This window comes from Flavobacterium sp., from assembly GCF_052437795.1.
Taxonomy (GTDB): Bacteria; Bacteroidota; Bacteroidia; order Flavobacteriales; family Flavobacteriaceae; genus Flavobacterium.
Genome location: NZ_JBQVPA010000001.1, coordinates 749,188 through 766,656 on the forward strand (window position 1 = coordinate 749,188; position 17,469 = coordinate 766,656).

The window sequence follows — 17,469 nt, forward strand, 5'->3', positions numbered from 1 at the left end:
TTTTGGCTGTAGTATTTTAGCTATACAAAAACTAAAAGCCATGCCTGAATTTGTAGTAATAGGAAACGAAATATCCATAGCATCCATAAGGAATTACTTGTTTGCCAAAAGGATAGAAAAGGGGGATTCGCTCGTGCTGAACCCAATGGACCACGAAAAACTGATCGAGGAGATAAAAGCTTCGGAAGAGCCGATCGACATTCCGCTGAATGTGCTGGGGGTGCTCATCATTAAAGATACCACCGGTGAAGTCCCCAATGGAAAAGTCCAGATCGTGGGCGACGATAAAATGTAAATTATATGTGACCTGAATACTACTACTGATCCAAAAGCTTCGTATAAACGAAGCTTTTGTTTTATGAGGGATCAGGAAAGTTTAGGCTTTATTTAAGAGCCCGTTCAAATTTTAAGTGCTAATTTGTATCTAACGTTAAAAGACCAAACCATGACCGATAATTTTAAGACCATAAAAGATGCCTTCACCGACGCAGGGATCGATGTACAGACGGCAGAGTACAGTATCACTGAGTATTCACTAAATACCAGCCTGAGCTTTAAGTTCAACAATATTGCAGAATTGCTTTTGTTCCTTAACGTGGCCGATCTGGAGAAAACAGAAAAGATAAAGGCCCGGGTGATGGAATCCAATGTAGATCCCAACAACTTTTTTTACGTGAATTTCTACAAACCTAAAGTTGTTGAACTGTAATTATGGACCTTGGCTACCTCAAAATAAAAATAGACATCAGAGCGGAGCATAATTCGCTTAAGAAGAAGTACGATTACAAACGAAAGGAACTCAAGAAGGAAGAGATCAAAAAGATCTTCGACGGTTTTAAGGAATTCTTCAAAAGCGACGGGCATTTTAAGTTCAAAGAGAACGAGCACAGCATTGCAGCCGAATACCGCGACCACGCTATCAAGCTTGATATGGACGTATATAAGAACATTGACAGCCCTGACTTTAAGATCGTAGGCATCATCAAGACCTACGAGAAAGATACTTTCGAATTCGTGGCCGAAGGCTTGTGTAATAAAGAGATGACCCTGCAGCCTGTGGAACCGGATGAAAATGAAAAGCTTGTAATGGAATCAAAACTCTACCAGGACTTCCTTGATGGCGAGATCAAATACGATTTTGTATATAGCATAACAGGCAGGGAAGGAGAGTATGACTCGATACAGGCGCTGCTTATTGCGTTATAAACAACTTTTTGTTTAAAACAAATCCGCAACATTGTTAAGGATATCACAATATCCTCTACTTTTGATAATACTAAAATTCAACAGATCGCGTTGTAACTTCTTGGCTGCAACGCCAAGAGTGCTATTATCAATTAAATTAATATCCCTTTTGCTGTAACATTACATTATTATCCCTAAAGTAAAAGGCATGAGATTGTTTTCTCTCATATTGTCCATAGCAGTATTCTTTGTATCCCTGTACTTTTTAGTGCAGGAGTTCCCCGTGTCCGGCGATATTAACGATTTGATATACATAGCACTGCTGGTTATCCTGATGATCATTTGCGTCGTGGGTGTCATCATCAACTGGAGCCTTTTAAAAAAGCGCAGCAATACCATGGTGTTTTTTGTATCCAATAGCTTTTCCGTTAAAAAACACAGATAGTGGCCTGGCAGGGAGTGCCATATCTGTCGCACCAATAGCCAATCTTAACCCAATTAAAACACTACTGGGTAGTTATCGGCATACATTTACAAAAACAATAAATTATGTCTGATAAAAAACAGTTTGGCGTATGGATGGACGGCCACCATGCAACGGTGGTAGGTAAGGGAACTTCGGGTGACGGCGACTTTGTCGTGCTGGGCCACGTAACCAATCCCGGCGCGGAAGGCAACTCCAGCGAAAATGCAAAAAACAACCATGAGCAGAGCCTGACGCAGAAATTTTTCAAGGAGATCGCCGCGCTGATGCAGAATGTGGATGAGATCCACATCACAGGAACCGGCGACGCACAGGAACAGTTCATTAAATTCCTTGCCAACACGCCCCAGTATAAAAATGCAGTGGCTAATGAAAGCACCTCCAATAAAATGAGCGATGAAAAGCTAATCGAAATGATCACGGCCAACTTTAACTAAAGTAAGTCCCGATAAAATACAAGAGCCTCGCGATTGCGGGGCTTTTTTAGATTTACAACATATGGCTGTCCGCACCCTCGTAGTGGCAGTTCATCAACAGCTCCGCGGCTTCCTGCGCATCGTGGAGGATGTCATCGGATTCAAGGTGGGCTATGGCAGGGGTGGGGAAAGTGATGGTCGTAATATTATTTGTTCAGCTTGGAAAATTTTATTTCGAGCGATTCATGTGTCTTGCCTGCTCCGTTGGTATAGTTTACCGAACCTTTTGTATAAACCGCTTTAGTCCCGGCGTACGGAATAGAATCTATGTAATGGAAGAATAGGGTGTCCCTTGTTATTTCAGCTTTACCGTCGAAAAGGTTTCTATCCCGTAAGCCCCTGGTTTCAAATTCAAACGTACTATCGGGATAAATGCGCAGGTACACCCAACCCAAGGGGGCTTCCCTGTCGGCGAGGAGTATCGGCTGTTTTTCTTTTGTTTCTTTTTGGCAACTAAAAAGGAATAAAACGATGAATAAGTAGTGGTAGTATTTCATGCTTTTGGTTTACAATTGTCGGTAGCGCGGGCTTCCAACTCGTGTCGGTAAAGGTTTGGTTTGTTGTTGTCTTCTATTGTTGGCTGCACGAGCGTGACGCTCGCGCCAGCGGTGGGGATTTGCATTTTAGTTTTTTTGGGATCGCTAGCGCGGGCATCTTGCCCGTGCCGGTAGAGGTTTGGATTACTATTGCCGGTATGAGCTTGAAGCTTGCCCAAAACGGGGGGAAAATCATAATTATATTATTTCTTATTTTTTAATTTGTTTCTGATTCCAAAAAAATCTAAAACTGCCTGCCTATTTTTATATTCACCATTTAATTTAATAAGCTCTAGGATAAATGTAAGAGCGAAGCCTTGAAATTTATAAAAACTCATAGGATTTATTTTTAATTCAATTCTATTATGCAAGAATTTATTACGTACTTCATAAATCTCATTTATAGCTTTTGTTAACTCATTATCATTGCATTTCTTTGCTATCTGGTTTACATATGTTTGTCCAAGGCCTTTAATATTTCCTTCGGGGATTAGAAAACTCTCAAGTAAACTGATTAATTTTATACTCCGCTCGTAAAAATTATGTGTTGCATGGCTTTCACCTAATAGATCTATTTTATTTATAATCTCAAAATAAAGTTCATCATTCTTCTTACTATTAATAAATTCTGAAACTACATCTAATCCTTTAGACTTAAACGTTTCCAACAGCTCAGTAGTAATTATGGAAGTTTGACTACCGGATTTAAAATTGAATGTTAAGAAATTAGTATGTTTATCTCTTCCTATGAAAGATAAAAATTCGTCATTTCTATCGTCGTCCATATAAGGTAATTCAACCTGCATAATCGATTCATTTAGCATAAAAATTTTTAGAACATTTAAAGCTAACTTAACGTTATAGATAGATTTATTTTTAGCGCGATCTTTCGTAGCATATACTTGAGCAATCGCTATAACTTTCTTAGTGTATGATTCAAGGTTTTTTTTATTCTGATCATACTTTTGTCCCATTTTAGAAAATTCATTTTCAAAAAATGTTGTGCTGAGTGAAGTAAATAATATATTCCCGATGATAAATTCTTTTTCAATACCTAAGGAAGATACTTTGTAGTAGAATTCATAGTTGTATAATTCTTCTTCAACTTTATTCTTTAAATAATTTATGAGATCAGATGATGAGATATTAGTTTCATATATATTTATTAACCATTGAAATATTTCAATCTCAATAAATCTATAATCTGTAAAATTATTGAAGTAAGGTATAGAAATTATTTCATTAGCTAAGAGTTGTAACTCTCTGTAGTTCTCTTTACTTATGCCTACCTCGTAATCTTGTATACCTTTTTTAACTGCACATAGATTGCCTAAAGAATCAATTAAATGTGATACAGGTTTAATTGTAGAATTTTTAAAATCTTCTACATTTATTCCAACAAAATTTTCAAACTTTCTGGAAACTGTTTTTTGATTTTTAGGTGTTACTTCTAAAAGATTTATAAGGCCATATGCCAATTTATTAATTTCTGATTCAGTCATAATATTAAATATAAATAACCTACACTTTCTCCTGCAACACCTTTATCTCATCCCGCAACTTCGCTGCCTGTAAAAAGTCCAGCTCCTTAGCGGCTTTCTCCATCGACTTGCGCTTCTCGCGGATGATCTTCTCAATGTCAATTTTGGTCATATAGGTAGTGTCCGGTTCAGCGGCAATTTTCGGGGCTTCCTCCAGCTTGTAGGCATTGCTCTTACCGAGGACATTCTTCTCGATCTTCTTGTTCAGGGCGGTTGGCACAATGCCGTTGGCCACGTTGAAGTTATGCTGCTTTTCGCGCTTGTAGTTGGTCTCGTCAATGGTGCGCTGCATGCTGTCGGTGATCTTGTCGGCATACATTATGGCTTTACCGTTCACATTACGTGCGGCACGCCCCACGGTTTGGGTCAACGAGCGGTTCGAGCGCAGGAAGCCTTCCTTGTCGGCATCCAGTATCGCTACCAGTGACACTTCAGGTAAGTCAAGCCCTTCCCTCAAAAGGTTCACTCCGATAAGCACATCAAAGATACCTCTGCGCAAATCCTGCATGATCTCCACACGTTCCAGCGTATCCACCTCGCTATGGATGTAGCGGCAGCGAATGGAGACTTTCGTCAGGTATTTGGCAAGCTCCTCGGCCATTCGCTTGGTAAGCGTAGTCACGAGTACACGCTCATCAAGTTCCACGCGCTGGTGTATTTCTTCTATAAGGTCATCTATCTGGTTCAGGCTCGGGCGAATTTCTATGATCGGGTCCAGCAGCCCTGTCGGGCGTATCACCTGTTCCACATACACGCCGCCGCTTTTCTCCAGTTCATAATCGGCAGGGGTGGCGCTCACGTACACCACCTGGTTTTGCATGGCTTCAAATTCCTCGAACTTTAACGGGCGGTTGTCCATCGCGGCAGGGAGTCGGAATCCGAATTCCACCAGGTTCTCCTTGCGTGAACGGTCGCCGCCGTACATGGCGTGCACCTGGCTTACAGTCACGTGGCTTTCGTCGATCACCATCAGGAAGTCTTTCGGGAAATAATCCAGCAGGCAGAAGGGGCGCGTGCCGGGCAGCCTGCGGTCCAGGTAGCGCGAGTAGTTCTCGATACCCGAACAGTAGCCCAGTTCGCGTATCATCTCAAGGTCAAAATTGGTGCGCTCTTCAAGGCGCTTGGCCTCAAGGTGCTTGCCTATTTCTTTAAAATAATCTACCTGTTTTACCAGGTCCTGCTGTATGTCCCAGATCGCGCTTTGCAGCACATCCGGACTGGTCACGAACATGTTGGCAGGGTAGATGTTCAGACGGTCATATTTTTCAAGTACTTTCGAGCTTGCTTTGTCAAATGCTTCTATTTCTTCGATCTCATCCCCAAAAAAGTGGATGCGGAAAGGCTCATCGCCATAGCTTGGGAAAACCTCCACCGTATCGCCCTTAATGCGGAAAGTACCGGGCGTAAAGTCGGCCTCCGTACGGGCATACAAACTTTGCACGAGGCGGTGCAGCAACTTGGTGCGCGATATCATCTCGCCCCGCTTTATCGAGACCACGTTCTTTTGGAATTCCACCGGATTACCGATACCGTAGAGGCACGATACCGATGCCACCACGATAATGTCTCGGCGGCCCGAGAGCAGGGAAGAGGTGGTGCTGAGCCGCATCTTTTCAAGCTCTTCGTTTATCGAAAGGTCTTTCTCTATGTACAGCCCTGATACGGGTATGTAGGCCTCAGGCTGGTAGTAGTCGTAGTAGGACACGAAGTATTCCACGGCATTGTTCGGGAAGAATTGCTTGAACTCAGCATACAGCTGTGCCGCCAGGGTCTTGTTATGTGCCAGTACCAGTGTGGGTTTCTGCACCTCCTGTATCACATTAGCCATGGTAAACGTTTTACCCGATCCGGTTACCCCCAGCAGCGTCTGGAAGCGTTCGCCCATTTCGATCCCCGCGCTCAGTTGCTTTATCGCCTCGGGCTGGTCGCCCATCGGCTTGTACTCCGATACAACATTAAATCTCATTCGTTTAGCTTTTCTACAAATATACGAAATATGAGGCAGTCGCGGTCGCAGTTTTCAGTCACGGTCGCGGTCCACATTTTGACGAAATCACCACGTACTGTCGGCACGTCTTGCTCCCCTCTCCTTTGGAGAGGGACCGGGGGTGAGGTCTAATGAGCAGGAGTGAAGCTGTTCTAGGGGGCTTTGAGCGAATGGCCAGTGCATTTTTGCCATCGTCATTCCTGCCCTCCGCTGTATCTGCTTCGTGCCTCCGCAGGATGCCGCGTCGGTCAGGGCTAAGGGGGAGAGGGGTTTTACCTTTTGCCAAAAAACCAAATCGACCCTCAATCAAAGCACTCCATCAACAGCAGATCGCCTTCGCGATGCTGTATCGTTACCATGCCGTCGGCCAGCGCCTGGTTGCTGCTCCCGGTGCGGTAGCCTATGGTAAGTTCGTCGTCATTGAGTTCGTACTTCAGGTTTTTGGAGTGGATGCCCGAAACCTTCCCAATAGGTATAAGGGACAGGGGCGTGCCTGCCGGGTACCACTTTTCGAACTTTTGCGGCAGCAGGAATATCTTTGAGTGATCGTCCAGTATCACGATCTTTATTTTGTCGCGGTAACTTACGATGTTGGTAATGTTGGTGATCGTGTGGTCGGCACGTTTTCCGGTGGCCCATATCACGTTCACGGCAGGGAAGTTACGGTCTATTAGAAAGTCCAGTGCCTTTTCAAGGTCAGTCTTGTCCTGGTCGGGTGTATGCACTATTTCCAAAGGATATTGCATGTCCCTGTAATATTCCGGGTCAAAGCCACGGTCAAAGTCGCCCAGCAATACATCCACTTTTATACCATATTGCATGACACGCCCGATTGCGCTGTCCAGCACCACTACAAGCGGCGACCACTCCAGCAGCTGGCCCATCAGCTCTTTACTGCATTCGGCGCCATTGGCAATGATGAGCGCGGGTTCCTGATCGTCGCGGACAATATGATGAGATGACATAATTTTAATTTGAAGTAAAAATAATAAAAAGAACCCGGATGATCCCTCATGATGCATGACAAGCTGCTGATCGGGCGGATGAGAACGGATTTTATTTGTGGTTTAGCAGAATTACCTCGAGGCTTCATTTAACTAAAAGAAAATTTTGAGGATCTTTGTGTCTCCTTTGTGTGACTTTGCGGTATAACTTAATAGCTAAATTATTAATTTTAGCAAATTAAAATTGCAGCCGTGCACATACGACCCGCTACACCTTCAGACCTTATCACCATCATGCCCATCATCGATGATGCACGCCTCATCATGCGCGAGAACGGCAACCTGACGCAGTGGATCAACGGCTATCCTTCCACCGAGGTGATATTGAACGATATTGATAACGGCCATGGGTTCGTATGCATTTCAGAGGATGAAATTGTGGGCTATTTCTGCTTCATTGCCGGAGATGATCCGGAGCCCACCTACAATGTGATCGAAGGCGGTGCTTGGCTCAATAGCGATCCTTACGGTGTGATCCACAGGCTGGCATCGGGGCGAAAGGCGAGGGGCATAGCGCGTGCGGCATTCGAATTTGCCTTTACTAAAACAGCAACCATCCGCGTTGATACCCACCACGACAACATCCCCATGCAGAATTTCCTGAAGAAGAACGGGTTTGAATATTGCGGCATCATCTATGTGAATGATGGCACGCCCAGGGATGCGTTCCAGAAAACCATTGCATAAAAAAGCCCTCCGGAGAGGGCTTCGCTTTATATATTTACTGTATCGTATACGTGTTCTCCTCAACTTCTGCCAGCCTGAAATAACCCATTGCAAAGTTCTTTTGGTTGGTCTGGTTAATGATATTGCCACGGGCATTTACAGGAGGCGTCTGGAACGGGCCGCTTCCGGCGCCACCCTCTATCATAGAGATAAGGATCGTCATAAAATTATAATAGCGTTCGGATACACTATATAATTCGATGTCTACCACCTTTCCCTGTTCAAACTGTTCATCAGATAGTATTACCGACATCATGTTGCCTTGCTGGAATTCATCTTTAAGCGCTCCGTAATGGGGAAAGGGATAAATGTCGGTATCTATGCGGACAACATAAAAGTTGGTCTCATTGGCATTATCAGGAAAATAATAGGTCAGCTCAATATCTTCACCTGTAAAGCCGCCTTCATTGTCCTGTACAATGTTGTCTATCTGCGGAGTGGCGTAAAGCTTTTCTGTAGCGGTATACGTTTGGCCGTCATGTATCACGGTAAGGGTATAGGTCTGGCCGATCTCTGGCACAAAGTCGGTGCACACATATTCGCCGGTCCCGGGTGTTTCCGTAAAGTTGAATACGGTATTGGCGCCATTGGTAATAAATACTGTAGCGTCAGATACCACCTGCACGGTAGTTCCGTAATAGCTTCCGCTCATGGTAAGTTTTACCTTCTGTTCGCTGCCATCTGTGCCGCGCGCCCAGTTTATAGATGCATCAACGACCAGTCGGGGTGTCCCGTTAGCAAGGTCTACATCAATTACCTCTTCACACGAAGTAAAAAGGGTTATTGTAAGGATGAGGAGGATATACTTAATATTTTTCATCGGGATCAAAATTTAAAGTTGTAGGTAACACTAGGTATCACACCAAATATAGAAAGCCTTACAGCCTCGTTCCGGGCCGTGTCCTCATTTTGCCTAAAGGTGATGGAAGCCGCATTTTGCCTGTTGTACAGGTTGTATATGCTGAATACCCATTCGCCCTGCCAGCCTTTTGTTTTTTCCGGTTTAGGGGTATAGGTGGCCGACACATCCAGGTGATGGTAAGCCGGCAGCCTGCTGCCATTCCTAGAGCCAAATATAGGTACATTCACATCGCCATACTGGTACTGCCCTTCGGGATAGGTTGCCGCCTGCCCGGATTGCAATGCGAATATTGCCCCAAACGACCATTTTTTATTCAGTTCATACGAGCCTGTTACCGATAGATTGTGTGTTTTGTCATAACCGGTACTGTACCAGTCGCCATTATTTATACCTGTTTCATTTGCTGTCCTGCCCGGTGTCTGCTGCTCCGCGCGCGACAGTGTATACGATACCCATCCGGTAAGGCTCCCTGTATTTTTACGTAATAACACTTCCAGGCCATATGACCTCGCCCTGCCGTTAAGCAGCACTTGTTCGATAGCCTTGTTGGCAATAAGGTCGGCACCGTCAATATAGTCAAGCTTATTTTGTATCTTTTTATAGAAAGATTCTACTTCCAGGCTGTAAGCGTCATTTTTAAAGTTCCTGAAATAGCCGACAGCGAACTGGTCCAGCAACTCAGGCTTCACATAATCGTCACTCGGTGCCCATACGTCCAGCGGGGTAGGCGACGACGTGTTCGAGATGAGGTGCAGGTACTGCGCCATGCGGTTGTAGCTCGCCTTCACCGACTGGTTATCGTCCAGCTTGTAGGCTACCGCAACACGGGGCTCCAAATTGTTGAAATCGGCTATTGTCTCGCCACTGCCATAAGAGCGTGTTCCCGTCGGGGCCGCCTTTTCATATATTTTCAGTTCATCGTCAAAAGTTACCGGCTGATCGTTGGCATACGTATTCATTACCTGCGAGCCAAGTCGGTAGAACATGCTGTAGCGAAGCCCATAGCTTACGGTCAGGTCCTCGGTCAGCTCATGCTCGGCATCGATATACGCTGATGGTTCGAATGCGTATTTTTTCTCCAGCTGGTCGTAGTTGATGGACGAATTGAGCCCCATCGGAGTAACGGTCCCGGGGTTGAAATCATAATAAAGCGCGCTGACACCATAATTCAATTTAAACTTGTCGCTGAGGTAGTGCTTCAGGTCGTACTTGAAATTATAGTTTTTGATGCCTGAATCCCATTTCAGGTCTATGAATCCAAGTTCAAGGCCATAATAGTAATCACTGTATATCATACTCATGTTAGAGAACAGCTTGTCGCTGAACAGGTGGTTCCAGCGCAGGTTAAAAACCGCGTTGCCATATACATTGCTAAAGCTGTCGCTGATGTCGAGCAGGTCACGGCCAAAATACCCTGACAGGTACAGGTTGTCGTTCTCCCCGATGTTATAGCTAAGCTTCGTGTTAAGGTCATAAAAGTAAGCGGAGTTATCATTATCTGCCAGCTTAAGGAAAAGGTGGGCATACGAAGCCCTTCCGCCTACAAGAAAGGAAGCCTTATCTTTAACTATGGGTCCTTCGGCAAGCAGGCGGCTCGATATGGCGCCAATACCCCCGGTCATGTGGAAATCCTTTTTGTTGCCTTCCTTTTGGTAAATGTCCAGTACAGATGACAGCCTGCCACCATATCGGGCGGGGATGCCGCCTTTGTAAAGCTTCAGGTCCTTAATGGCATCGGCGTTAAAAACAGAGAAAAAACCGAACAGGTGGGATGAGTTGAATATCGTAGCCTCATCTAAAAGGATAAGGTTCTGGTCAGCCGAGCCTCCGCGCACATTAAAGCCCGAAGCGCCCTCGCCGGCATTGGTCACGCCGGGCAGCGTGAGTATCGACTTCAGCACGTCGACCTCACCCATGACCACAGGCATTTTTTTGATCTCCTGCGAGGTTAACCTGTTAACACTCATTTCCGGCTTGCGGATCTCTGCCCTCGGCCTGTCGGACGAAATGATAACCTCCTCCAGTTCCTCGCTGCCCGGCTCAAGGCTAAAGTTCTTGCGTATATTGCTGTTTAGCACAATGGTCTCTTCCTGTGTGCCAAAACTCACATAGCTTATCTGGACCGTATAGGTCCCCGCCGGAAGTGAGATCGAGAAAAATCCATATTCGTTGGTAGAAACGCTTTTTTGGATCTCTTTGATGTAAATGCTTGCTCCTATGAGCGTTTCGTTGCTGCTGCCATCGGCAATAGTGCCGCTAAGGGTGAATTTTTCCTGCGCAAAGGCATTGCCCAGGAACATAATGAGGAGTACCGTGACGTACCCTTTTAGTCGTAAGATCATGATGTGGTTTGTTCGATTGATTGATGATTTGCTTTATACTGCAAAATTGCACTATTCCAATTACATAACAACTATGCAATTTTAGGACGGCAGCATTTTAACAGGATTATTTATTTCAGGTTTGATAACGCGTTCATGACGAAATAAATTGTTTGTTGTTACAAAATTTACAGAAAAATAATACACAATTGAGACTACTGCAGTACTATATCCACTATCTCCTGCCACAACTCCATGAACTGTGCTTCCTTATTGGCATCGATCAATGTACCTGTATTGGTGCAAAGTGTAATGCTCATGTTTTTCGACGGGAAATAAAAAGCATAGGCCGCCGCGCCGGCGCCGCTGCCATCATGGCCTATAGCCTGAACTCCTGCGGGTGTTTTGTAAAAATGAAGACCAAGCCCGTATATAGGCTGTCCCTGGTAGCTCACCGCTGTCTTCATTTCGGTCAAAGATGCAGGCGCAAGCAGTGTACCCTCCTTCAATAGCTTGTAGTAAAAGGCAGCGATATCCTGTGTGGTGGCAACGATACCGTCATCGCCAATGAACGACTGTACCGTGCCCAACTGTAGTTCGCTTACATCAGTAAAGCCCGTGCCCTCTGCCAGATAGCTTGCGGTAGTGCCTGCCGGTGCGGCCATAGTGGTTCCTGCAATGTAATAAGTATTGGTAAGCCCGGCCCCGTTGATCACACTCGTCGTAATGTGATCGCGGTGGCCGTTATCGGTAACGCTGTCAATGATCAGTGCAAGCAAGTGGTAGTTGATGTTGCTGTAGCCGAAAGATGTACCCGGCGAAAAATTGGCAGGCTTCCCATATACATAGCTCAGTACCTGGGCGCTTGGCATAGGAAGCGGACCTGAAAGTGCATCATTAAAAAATTGGTCATTGTCTATGTAATCAGGCAATCCCGACGTCATGTTGAGCAGCTGCCTTACGGTAATGATATTGCCATTTACAAGGTTGTCGCATACCGATGCCGGAAGGTAGGTGTTCATTTTCGCGTCAAGGTTTATCTTGCCTTCTTCCTTTAGTTTGAGTACAGCAACTGCCGTAAAGGTCTTCGAAATGCTTTGCATGTAGTGCAGCGATGCTGCCTGCATGGGCTGTTCGTCCATTTTTGCATCTCCCGCCACGAGGGTGTAGCTTTCAGTACCCGACTTTACGCTCAGGCTCAGCCCCGGGAATTTTGATAATGCGGCATCCAGCTTTTCCTGCGCGCGGGCTTTGGTGTCAATTGTTTGGGACCTGGTGTCGTCACTGTTGCACGAAATAATGAACAGCGATAACAGCAATGAACTTAGTTTTGCGATCTTCATGATTTGATATTATTTTGATTGATGGCGCAAATGTATCTTATCCTGAGCGAATAATAATTGACTTAGGTCAAGTGGCCATCTTTGCGCGTATTCTGCTCAAACGTTCCTGCGAGATCCCCAGATAGGAGGCAATGTATTTCAGGGGAATCAGCTTTACCTGTTCCGGTTGCCTTGCATGCAATGCATGGTACAGCTGCTCTGCCGTGTAGCTCTTGAATTCAATATGCCGCCTTACCAGCACTTCAATGTAGTGGGCGAGCAAATTCTCAATAAAATCCTTCAATTCAGGGTAAGTTCCCTTCAGGCGTTCCAGTGTACTGCGGTGTATCTTGATGATAACGCTGTCCACGATCGCCTCAATGGTCTCTGTGCTGTGAGCATTGGTTATAAAGGCGTGGGGTGCTGTATCGACATCGCCCGCAAAGCTGAACCCAATGATCATTTCCCTGTCATTCAGCAGCCTGTACGCCCTGAAGCTCCCCGAAACCACAATAAAGAAAAAATCGCATCGCTGGCCTGCCTTAATGGCGGGTTCACCGGCTTTCAGCAATGATTCTGAGCCGTTCTCCATCAACATTTGCATAAGCCTTGCTGTAGGCTTATCGGTCGCTTTATCGAGCTGGTTTTGAGGGTTGATGTACATGGCTAATGCTCTTTCCGCAAATGTAGGATTAATTGTCAGGTGTAAAATTTTTCTGTAATAAAAAAAGCCACCCCTCAGGATGGCTTCTATATAATAAGATCGATCGTTTAGTTCAATTTCGCAAGAATGCTGTTAAACGTTCCGCTTGGCCTCATGGCTTTGTCGGTCAGTTTAAAGTCAGGGTGGTAATACCCGCCCAGTTCCTGCGCTTTGCCCTGCGAACCTATAAGCTCCGCATCGATCTTCACTTCGTTCTCTGTGAGTTCCTTTGCTATCGGTCCGAATTTTGCCTTTAGTTCCGCATCCTTGTCCTGTGCGGCAAGTGCCTGTGCCCAGTAAAGTGCCAGGTAAAAGTGCGAACCACGGTTATCGATCTGGCCTACCTTGCGAGCAGGCGACTTATCCTGCTCAAGGAATTTTTCATTGGCCGCATCCAGTGTTTCAGACAGTACCAGAGCCTTTTGGTTGCCCAATGTCTGTCCCAGGTGCTCGAGCGATACGCCCAATGCCAGGAATTCTCCAAGGGAATCCCAACGCAGGTAGCCTTCCTCTGTGAATTGCTGTACGTGCTTAGGTGCAGAACCTCCCGCGCCGGTCTCGAACAACCCGCCGCCATTCATCAGCGGAACGATGGAAAGCATTTTTGCCGATGTACCTAATTCAAGGATAGGGAAGAGGTCGGTAAGGTAATCACGAAGTACATTCCCGGTTACTGATATAGTATCTTCACCTTTGATGATGCGCTCCAGTGTGAATTCAGTAGCCGCTACCGGGTCAAGGATCTTTATGTCGAGGCCGTTGGTATCATGGTCTTTCAGGTAGGTCTTTACCTTTTCGATAAGCTGTACGTCGTGCGCACGTTTGTCATCGAGCCAGAATACTGCCGGAGTAGCTGACAGCCTTGCCCTGTTCACGGCAAGCTTTACCCAGTCCTGGATAGGCGCGTCCTTTGTTTGGCACATCCTGAAAATATCGCCTGCCTCAACGGCCTGCTCCAGGTATACAGTGCCATTATTGTTATCGATCACTTTTATAACGCCGTCGGCCGCAGCCTGGAACGTTTTGTCGTGCGATCCGTATTCTTCAGCTTTTTGTGCCATTAAGCCCACATTCGGTACGCTGCCCATAGTTGCAGGGTCAAAAGCCCCATGCTTCTTGCAGAAGTCGATCGTAGCGGTATAAATGCCGGAGTAGCTCCTGTCCGGGATCATTGCTTTGGTATCCTGGCCTTTGCCTTCGGCATTCCACATCTGTCCTGAGGTACGTATCATGGCCGGCATCGAGGCATCTACGATCACGTCGCTTGGCACGTGCAGGTTGGTTATACCCGCATCGGAATTTACCATTGCGATCGCGGGGCTGTTCTTCTTCGTTTCATCAATAGCGGCTTTTACCTCGGCTTCCTGCGCGTGGCCTGCTATTTTAGCATAAACATCGCCAAGGCCGTTGCGGGTATCTACACCCAGTTCTTTGAACAGGGCCGCGTATTTTTCAAAAACATCAGCAAAGAAAACCTCTACCACGGCGCCAAATATGATAGGGTCAGATACTTTCATCATCGTCGCCTTCATGTGCAGCGAGAAAAGTACATTTTTCTCTTTGGCATCTGCCACTTCTTTGGCAACAAAAGCTTTTAGCTTATTCAGGCTTAGTGCCGATGAGTCGATTATCTCGCCTGCCTTAAGCGCGGTTTTATCTTTCAGTACTGTAACTGTACCTTCGTTTCCTGTAAATTCAATCCTTACATCGGTAGCTTCTTTTAGGGTAACTGAAGTTTCACTTCCATAAAAGTCGCCTTCACTCATGCTCGCTACATGGGTTTTTGAGTCAGCTGACCATGCGCCCATGGAGTGCGGGTGAGCCTTTGCGTAGTTCTTAACGGCCCTTGGCGCACGGCGGTCGGAGTTGCCCTCGCGCAATACAGGGTTCACAGCAGATCCAAGTACCTTAGCATACTTTGCCTTAACGGCTTTCTCCTCGTCAGTTTTGGCATCCTCAGGAAAGTCAGGAATGTTATAGCCTTGTCCCTGTAGTTCTTTTATAGCTTCTTTAAGCTGTGGCACTGAGGCCGATATGTTTGGTAATTTGATGATGTTCGCTTCCGGTGTGGTCGCCAGCTGGCCCAATTCGGTAAGTGCATCGCCTATTTTTTGGTCATCACTAAGGTTTTCAGGGAAGTTGGCAAGTATCCTTCCGGCAAGCGAAATGTCACGGGTTTCAACTTCTATCCCAGCAGGTGCGGTAAACGCCTGTACAATGGGAAGGAATGAATGTGTGGCCAGCATTGGGGCCTCATCTGTTATCGTGTAAAAGATCTTTGAGGTATTGGACATTAGGATTGAATTTTAAAACAACCTCATCACGGATGGGAAAAGGCTGATCGTTACTAAGTTATATCGTGTTTGTTTGTGGCCGTGCATCTCAAAATGCAAGGCACGCAAATATAGGAAAAACTGCCCGAAAAGCGGTTTGTCAAATCAGTAAAAAACGTTTGAAATTTACGGAATGCAAAATAGATCATGGAGAAATGGGCAATGCTGGGAATTCTTATTGCTGCCCTTTCAACTGATTGATACGTTCCAGCACCGCGTTGGCATATTCTTTTGTTATAACCTTATTTATCTGGCCTTTGCAGTCGGGAATGGAATAGTACCTGATGTGGGTCAGCTTTGCCTTGGCGTTCATTACTTCTTCAACCTCATAAATGTGCTTGATATTTACAAAGTGTACGCCGCCGCGAATGTCGGCTATTTTAATAAAGATCGGATCCATGCCCAAATGTAGTGAATTTTAGCCAATAAGGGGATAATTATTTGGGCGTGCCGGCTCCGCAAGCTACGCCGTCGGGCTATCGGCTATATCTGCTTCGTGCCTCCGCAGGATACCGCCTCTATCCCTCACGCGATCGCTGTAAATTATCTTCAAGTGTAGGTACAGGTTTTGAGAACCTTATTAAAAATAAAAAGATCCCACCGCAATGCGATGGGATCCCTGTATAATTCCTGAGAGGAAAGATTATCTCCTTCTTTTCTCTTTGATCTTAGCTTTCTTACCTGTAAGGTCGCGGAAGTAGTAGATACGAGCCCTGCGAACTTTACCTCTTTGGTTAACTTCAACTTTTTGAAGTGCAGGCATGTTTACCGGGAAAATACGTTCAACGCCAACAGCGCCTGACATTTTACGGATAGTGAAGGTTTCAGTGTTACCGGCACCTTTTCTCTGGATAACCACACCTTTAAAGAACTGGGTCCTTGTTTTTTCACCTTCTTTAATTTCGTAGTACACAGTGATAGTGTCACCGGCACCAAACTCAGGGAAATCTTTCTTAGCTACGAATTCGTCCTGAACAAATTTTAATAGATCTGACATGATCGTTAGATTTTAAATTATTGATCCAAAGCAACATTCACGAGTATCGTCAGAGGTTGGTCCGAATGAGGGTGCAAATTTATAAACTATTTTTAATAATCCAACAGTTTCAGGTTTAAAGTTTCAGGTTTTTGAAAGTTGTTGTTCAAAAACCGTGTGCCTTTGTATCGCAAGCGTCCCGACTGCGCTCGATGTGAGAACGGTCTAACAACTTTAAACCTTAAACCTGAAACAAATGACTACTCTAAAAGATCCGGCCTCCTGTTCCTTGTATGCTCCAGTGCCATGTCCTCGCGCCATTTGTCAATGTTGGCCGCATGGCCGCTCATCAATACATCGGGCACTTTCCATCCTTTATATTCTGCCGGCCGGGTGTAAATGGGCGGGGAGAGGAGGTTGTCCTGGAAGCTGTCGGTCAGCGCCGAGGTCTCATTGCTCAGCACTCCGGGTATCAGGCGGATAATAGCATCCGAAACCACCGCCGCGGCAAGCTCGCCACCCGACAGTACAAAGTCACCTATAGATATTTCTTTTGTAATGAAATGATCGCGCACACGCTGGTCCACACCTTTGTAATGCCCGCAAAGAATGATGATGTTCTGTAGGAGCGACATCCGGTTCGCCATGCCCTGGTTAAGGGTTTCGCCATCGGGGGTCATGTAGATCAACTCATCGTAGTCGCGCTCGCTTTTCAGTTTGGATATGCACGCGTCTATCGGCTCGACGGACATTACCATGCCCGCGCCACCGCCAAACTGGTAGTCGTCCACATTCTTATGCTTATTGGTACTGTAGTCGCGGAGGTTGTGAAAATGTACTTCCACAAGGCCTTTATCTATGGCTCGTTTAAGTATCGAAGCCTCGAACGGGCTTCGGATAAGTTCGGGAAGTACGGTGATTATGTCGATGCGCATTTTTTTTCTATAGTTGATCTGGTTATTTGTTAATTTGGTTATTTGTAGGCCGGATCAACAAATCCATAAATAACCGAA

The 17,469-nt window shown here is 45.7% G+C and carries 19 protein-coding genes; 6 read left to right on the forward strand and 13 right to left on the reverse strand.

The window, feature by feature from the left end; translation table 11 throughout:
- The first annotated feature begins 40 nt into the window (after positions 1–40).
- The 5 genes from ACT6R0_RS03580 to ACT6R0_RS03600 all read left to right on the forward strand — a co-directional run bounded on the left by ACT6R0_RS03580 (position 41) and on the right by ACT6R0_RS03600 (position 2,106).
- Entirely contained in the window at positions 41–295 is a 255-nt protein-coding gene (locus ACT6R0_RS03580; RefSeq protein WP_444651362.1) for a hypothetical protein, read from the forward strand.
- A 150-nt stretch (positions 296–445) separates the two neighbouring features.
- Positions 446–709: a hypothetical protein gene (locus tag ACT6R0_RS03585; protein ID WP_444651363.1), complete on the forward strand. Its 264-nt coding sequence runs from the start codon at positions 446–448 to the stop codon at positions 707–709.
- A 2-nt stretch (positions 710–711) separates the two neighbouring features.
- Positions 712–1,206: a hypothetical protein gene (locus ACT6R0_RS03590; protein ID WP_444651365.1), complete on the forward strand. Its 495-nt coding sequence runs from the start codon at positions 712–714 to the stop codon at positions 1,204–1,206.
- A 187-nt stretch (positions 1,207–1,393) separates the two neighbouring features.
- Positions 1,394–1,630: a hypothetical protein gene (locus ACT6R0_RS03595; protein ID WP_444651366.1), complete on the forward strand. Its 237-nt coding sequence runs from the start codon at positions 1,394–1,396 to the stop codon at positions 1,628–1,630.
- A 104-nt stretch (positions 1,631–1,734) separates the two neighbouring features.
- Positions 1,735–2,106, forward strand: coding sequence for a hypothetical protein (locus ACT6R0_RS03600; RefSeq protein ID WP_444651368.1), 372 nt, complete (start codon positions 1,735–1,737; stop codon positions 2,104–2,106).
- Between the two features lie 185 nt (positions 2,107–2,291).
- Here the strand turns inward: ACT6R0_RS03600 and ACT6R0_RS03605 are convergent, their stop codons facing one another.
- The 5 genes from ACT6R0_RS03605 to ACT6R0_RS03625 form a co-directional block, all read right to left on the reverse strand.
- Positions 2,292–2,642, reverse strand: coding sequence for a hypothetical protein (locus tag ACT6R0_RS03605; protein ID WP_444651369.1), 351 nt, complete (start codon positions 2,640–2,642; stop codon positions 2,292–2,294).
- Complete coding sequence (locus tag ACT6R0_RS03610) at positions 2,639–2,767, reverse strand: hypothetical protein (protein WP_444651371.1); 129 nt, start codon at positions 2,765–2,767, stop codon at positions 2,639–2,641. Before ACT6R0_RS03610 ends, ACT6R0_RS03605 begins: the two co-directional genes overlap by 4 nt.
- 117 nt (positions 2,768–2,884) lie before the next feature.
- Positions 2,885–4,183, reverse strand: a complete 1,299-nt coding sequence (locus tag ACT6R0_RS03615; protein WP_444651373.1) for a hypothetical protein — start codon at positions 4,181–4,183, stop codon at positions 2,885–2,887.
- Between the two features lie 19 nt (positions 4,184–4,202).
- Positions 4,203–6,188 (reverse strand): excinuclease ABC subunit UvrB, encoded by a 1,986-nt coding sequence (gene uvrB, locus ACT6R0_RS03620; RefSeq protein WP_444651375.1) that lies wholly within the window; start codon positions 6,186–6,188, stop codon positions 4,203–4,205.
- A gap of 323 nt (positions 6,189–6,511) precedes the next feature.
- Positions 6,512–7,174 (reverse strand): thiamine diphosphokinase, encoded by a 663-nt coding sequence (locus tag ACT6R0_RS03625; protein WP_444651377.1) that lies wholly within the window; start codon positions 7,172–7,174, stop codon positions 6,512–6,514.
- A gap of 231 nt (positions 7,175–7,405) precedes the next feature.
- Between ACT6R0_RS03625 and ACT6R0_RS03630 the strand changes: the two genes are divergently transcribed.
- Positions 7,406–7,900 carry a GNAT family N-acetyltransferase gene (locus tag ACT6R0_RS03630; protein WP_444651379.1) on the forward strand — a complete coding sequence of 165 codons (495 nt, stop codon included), beginning with the start codon at positions 7,406–7,408 and terminating at the stop codon, positions 7,898–7,900.
- A 34-nt stretch (positions 7,901–7,934) separates the two neighbouring features.
- Here the strand turns inward: ACT6R0_RS03630 and ACT6R0_RS03635 are convergent, their stop codons facing one another.
- The 8 genes from ACT6R0_RS03635 to trmD all read right to left on the reverse strand — a co-directional run bounded on the left by ACT6R0_RS03635 (position 7,935) and on the right by trmD (position 17,391).
- A complete protein-coding gene (locus tag ACT6R0_RS03635) occupies positions 7,935–8,759 on the reverse strand; it encodes a DUF4249 domain-containing protein (protein ID WP_444651381.1) in 825 nt (274 codons plus the stop codon).
- 5 nt (positions 8,760–8,764) lie between these two features.
- The gene (locus ACT6R0_RS03640) at positions 8,765–11,143 is read right to left on the reverse strand and encodes a TonB-dependent receptor (protein ID WP_444651383.1); all 2,379 of its coding nucleotides are present in this window, start codon (positions 11,141–11,143) and stop codon (positions 8,765–8,767) included.
- A 194-nt stretch (positions 11,144–11,337) separates the two neighbouring features.
- Complete coding sequence (locus ACT6R0_RS03645; RefSeq protein WP_444651385.1) at positions 11,338–12,465, reverse strand: serine hydrolase domain-containing protein; 1,128 nt, start codon at positions 12,463–12,465, stop codon at positions 11,338–11,340.
- A gap of 67 nt (positions 12,466–12,532) precedes the next feature.
- On the reverse strand, positions 12,533–13,108 hold the full coding sequence (locus tag ACT6R0_RS03650) for a Crp/Fnr family transcriptional regulator (RefSeq protein ID WP_444651387.1): 576 nt from the start codon (positions 13,106–13,108) through the stop codon (positions 12,533–12,535).
- A gap of 107 nt (positions 13,109–13,215) precedes the next feature.
- Complete coding sequence (locus ACT6R0_RS03655) at positions 13,216–15,441, reverse strand: NADP-dependent isocitrate dehydrogenase (protein ID WP_444651389.1); 2,226 nt, start codon at positions 15,439–15,441, stop codon at positions 13,216–13,218.
- Positions 15,442–15,655: 214 nt separating this feature from the next.
- Entirely contained in the window at positions 15,656–15,880 is a 225-nt protein-coding gene (locus ACT6R0_RS03660; RefSeq protein WP_444651391.1) for a hypothetical protein, read from the reverse strand.
- Between the two features lie 243 nt (positions 15,881–16,123).
- Positions 16,124–16,477: a 50S ribosomal protein L19 gene (rplS, locus tag ACT6R0_RS03665; RefSeq protein WP_444651393.1), complete on the reverse strand. Its 354-nt coding sequence runs from the start codon at positions 16,475–16,477 to the stop codon at positions 16,124–16,126.
- A gap of 239 nt (positions 16,478–16,716) precedes the next feature.
- Complete coding sequence (gene trmD / locus ACT6R0_RS03670; protein ID WP_444651395.1) at positions 16,717–17,391, reverse strand: tRNA (guanosine(37)-N1)-methyltransferase TrmD; 675 nt, start codon at positions 17,389–17,391, stop codon at positions 16,717–16,719.
- Positions 17,392–17,469 lie beyond the last annotated feature (78 nt).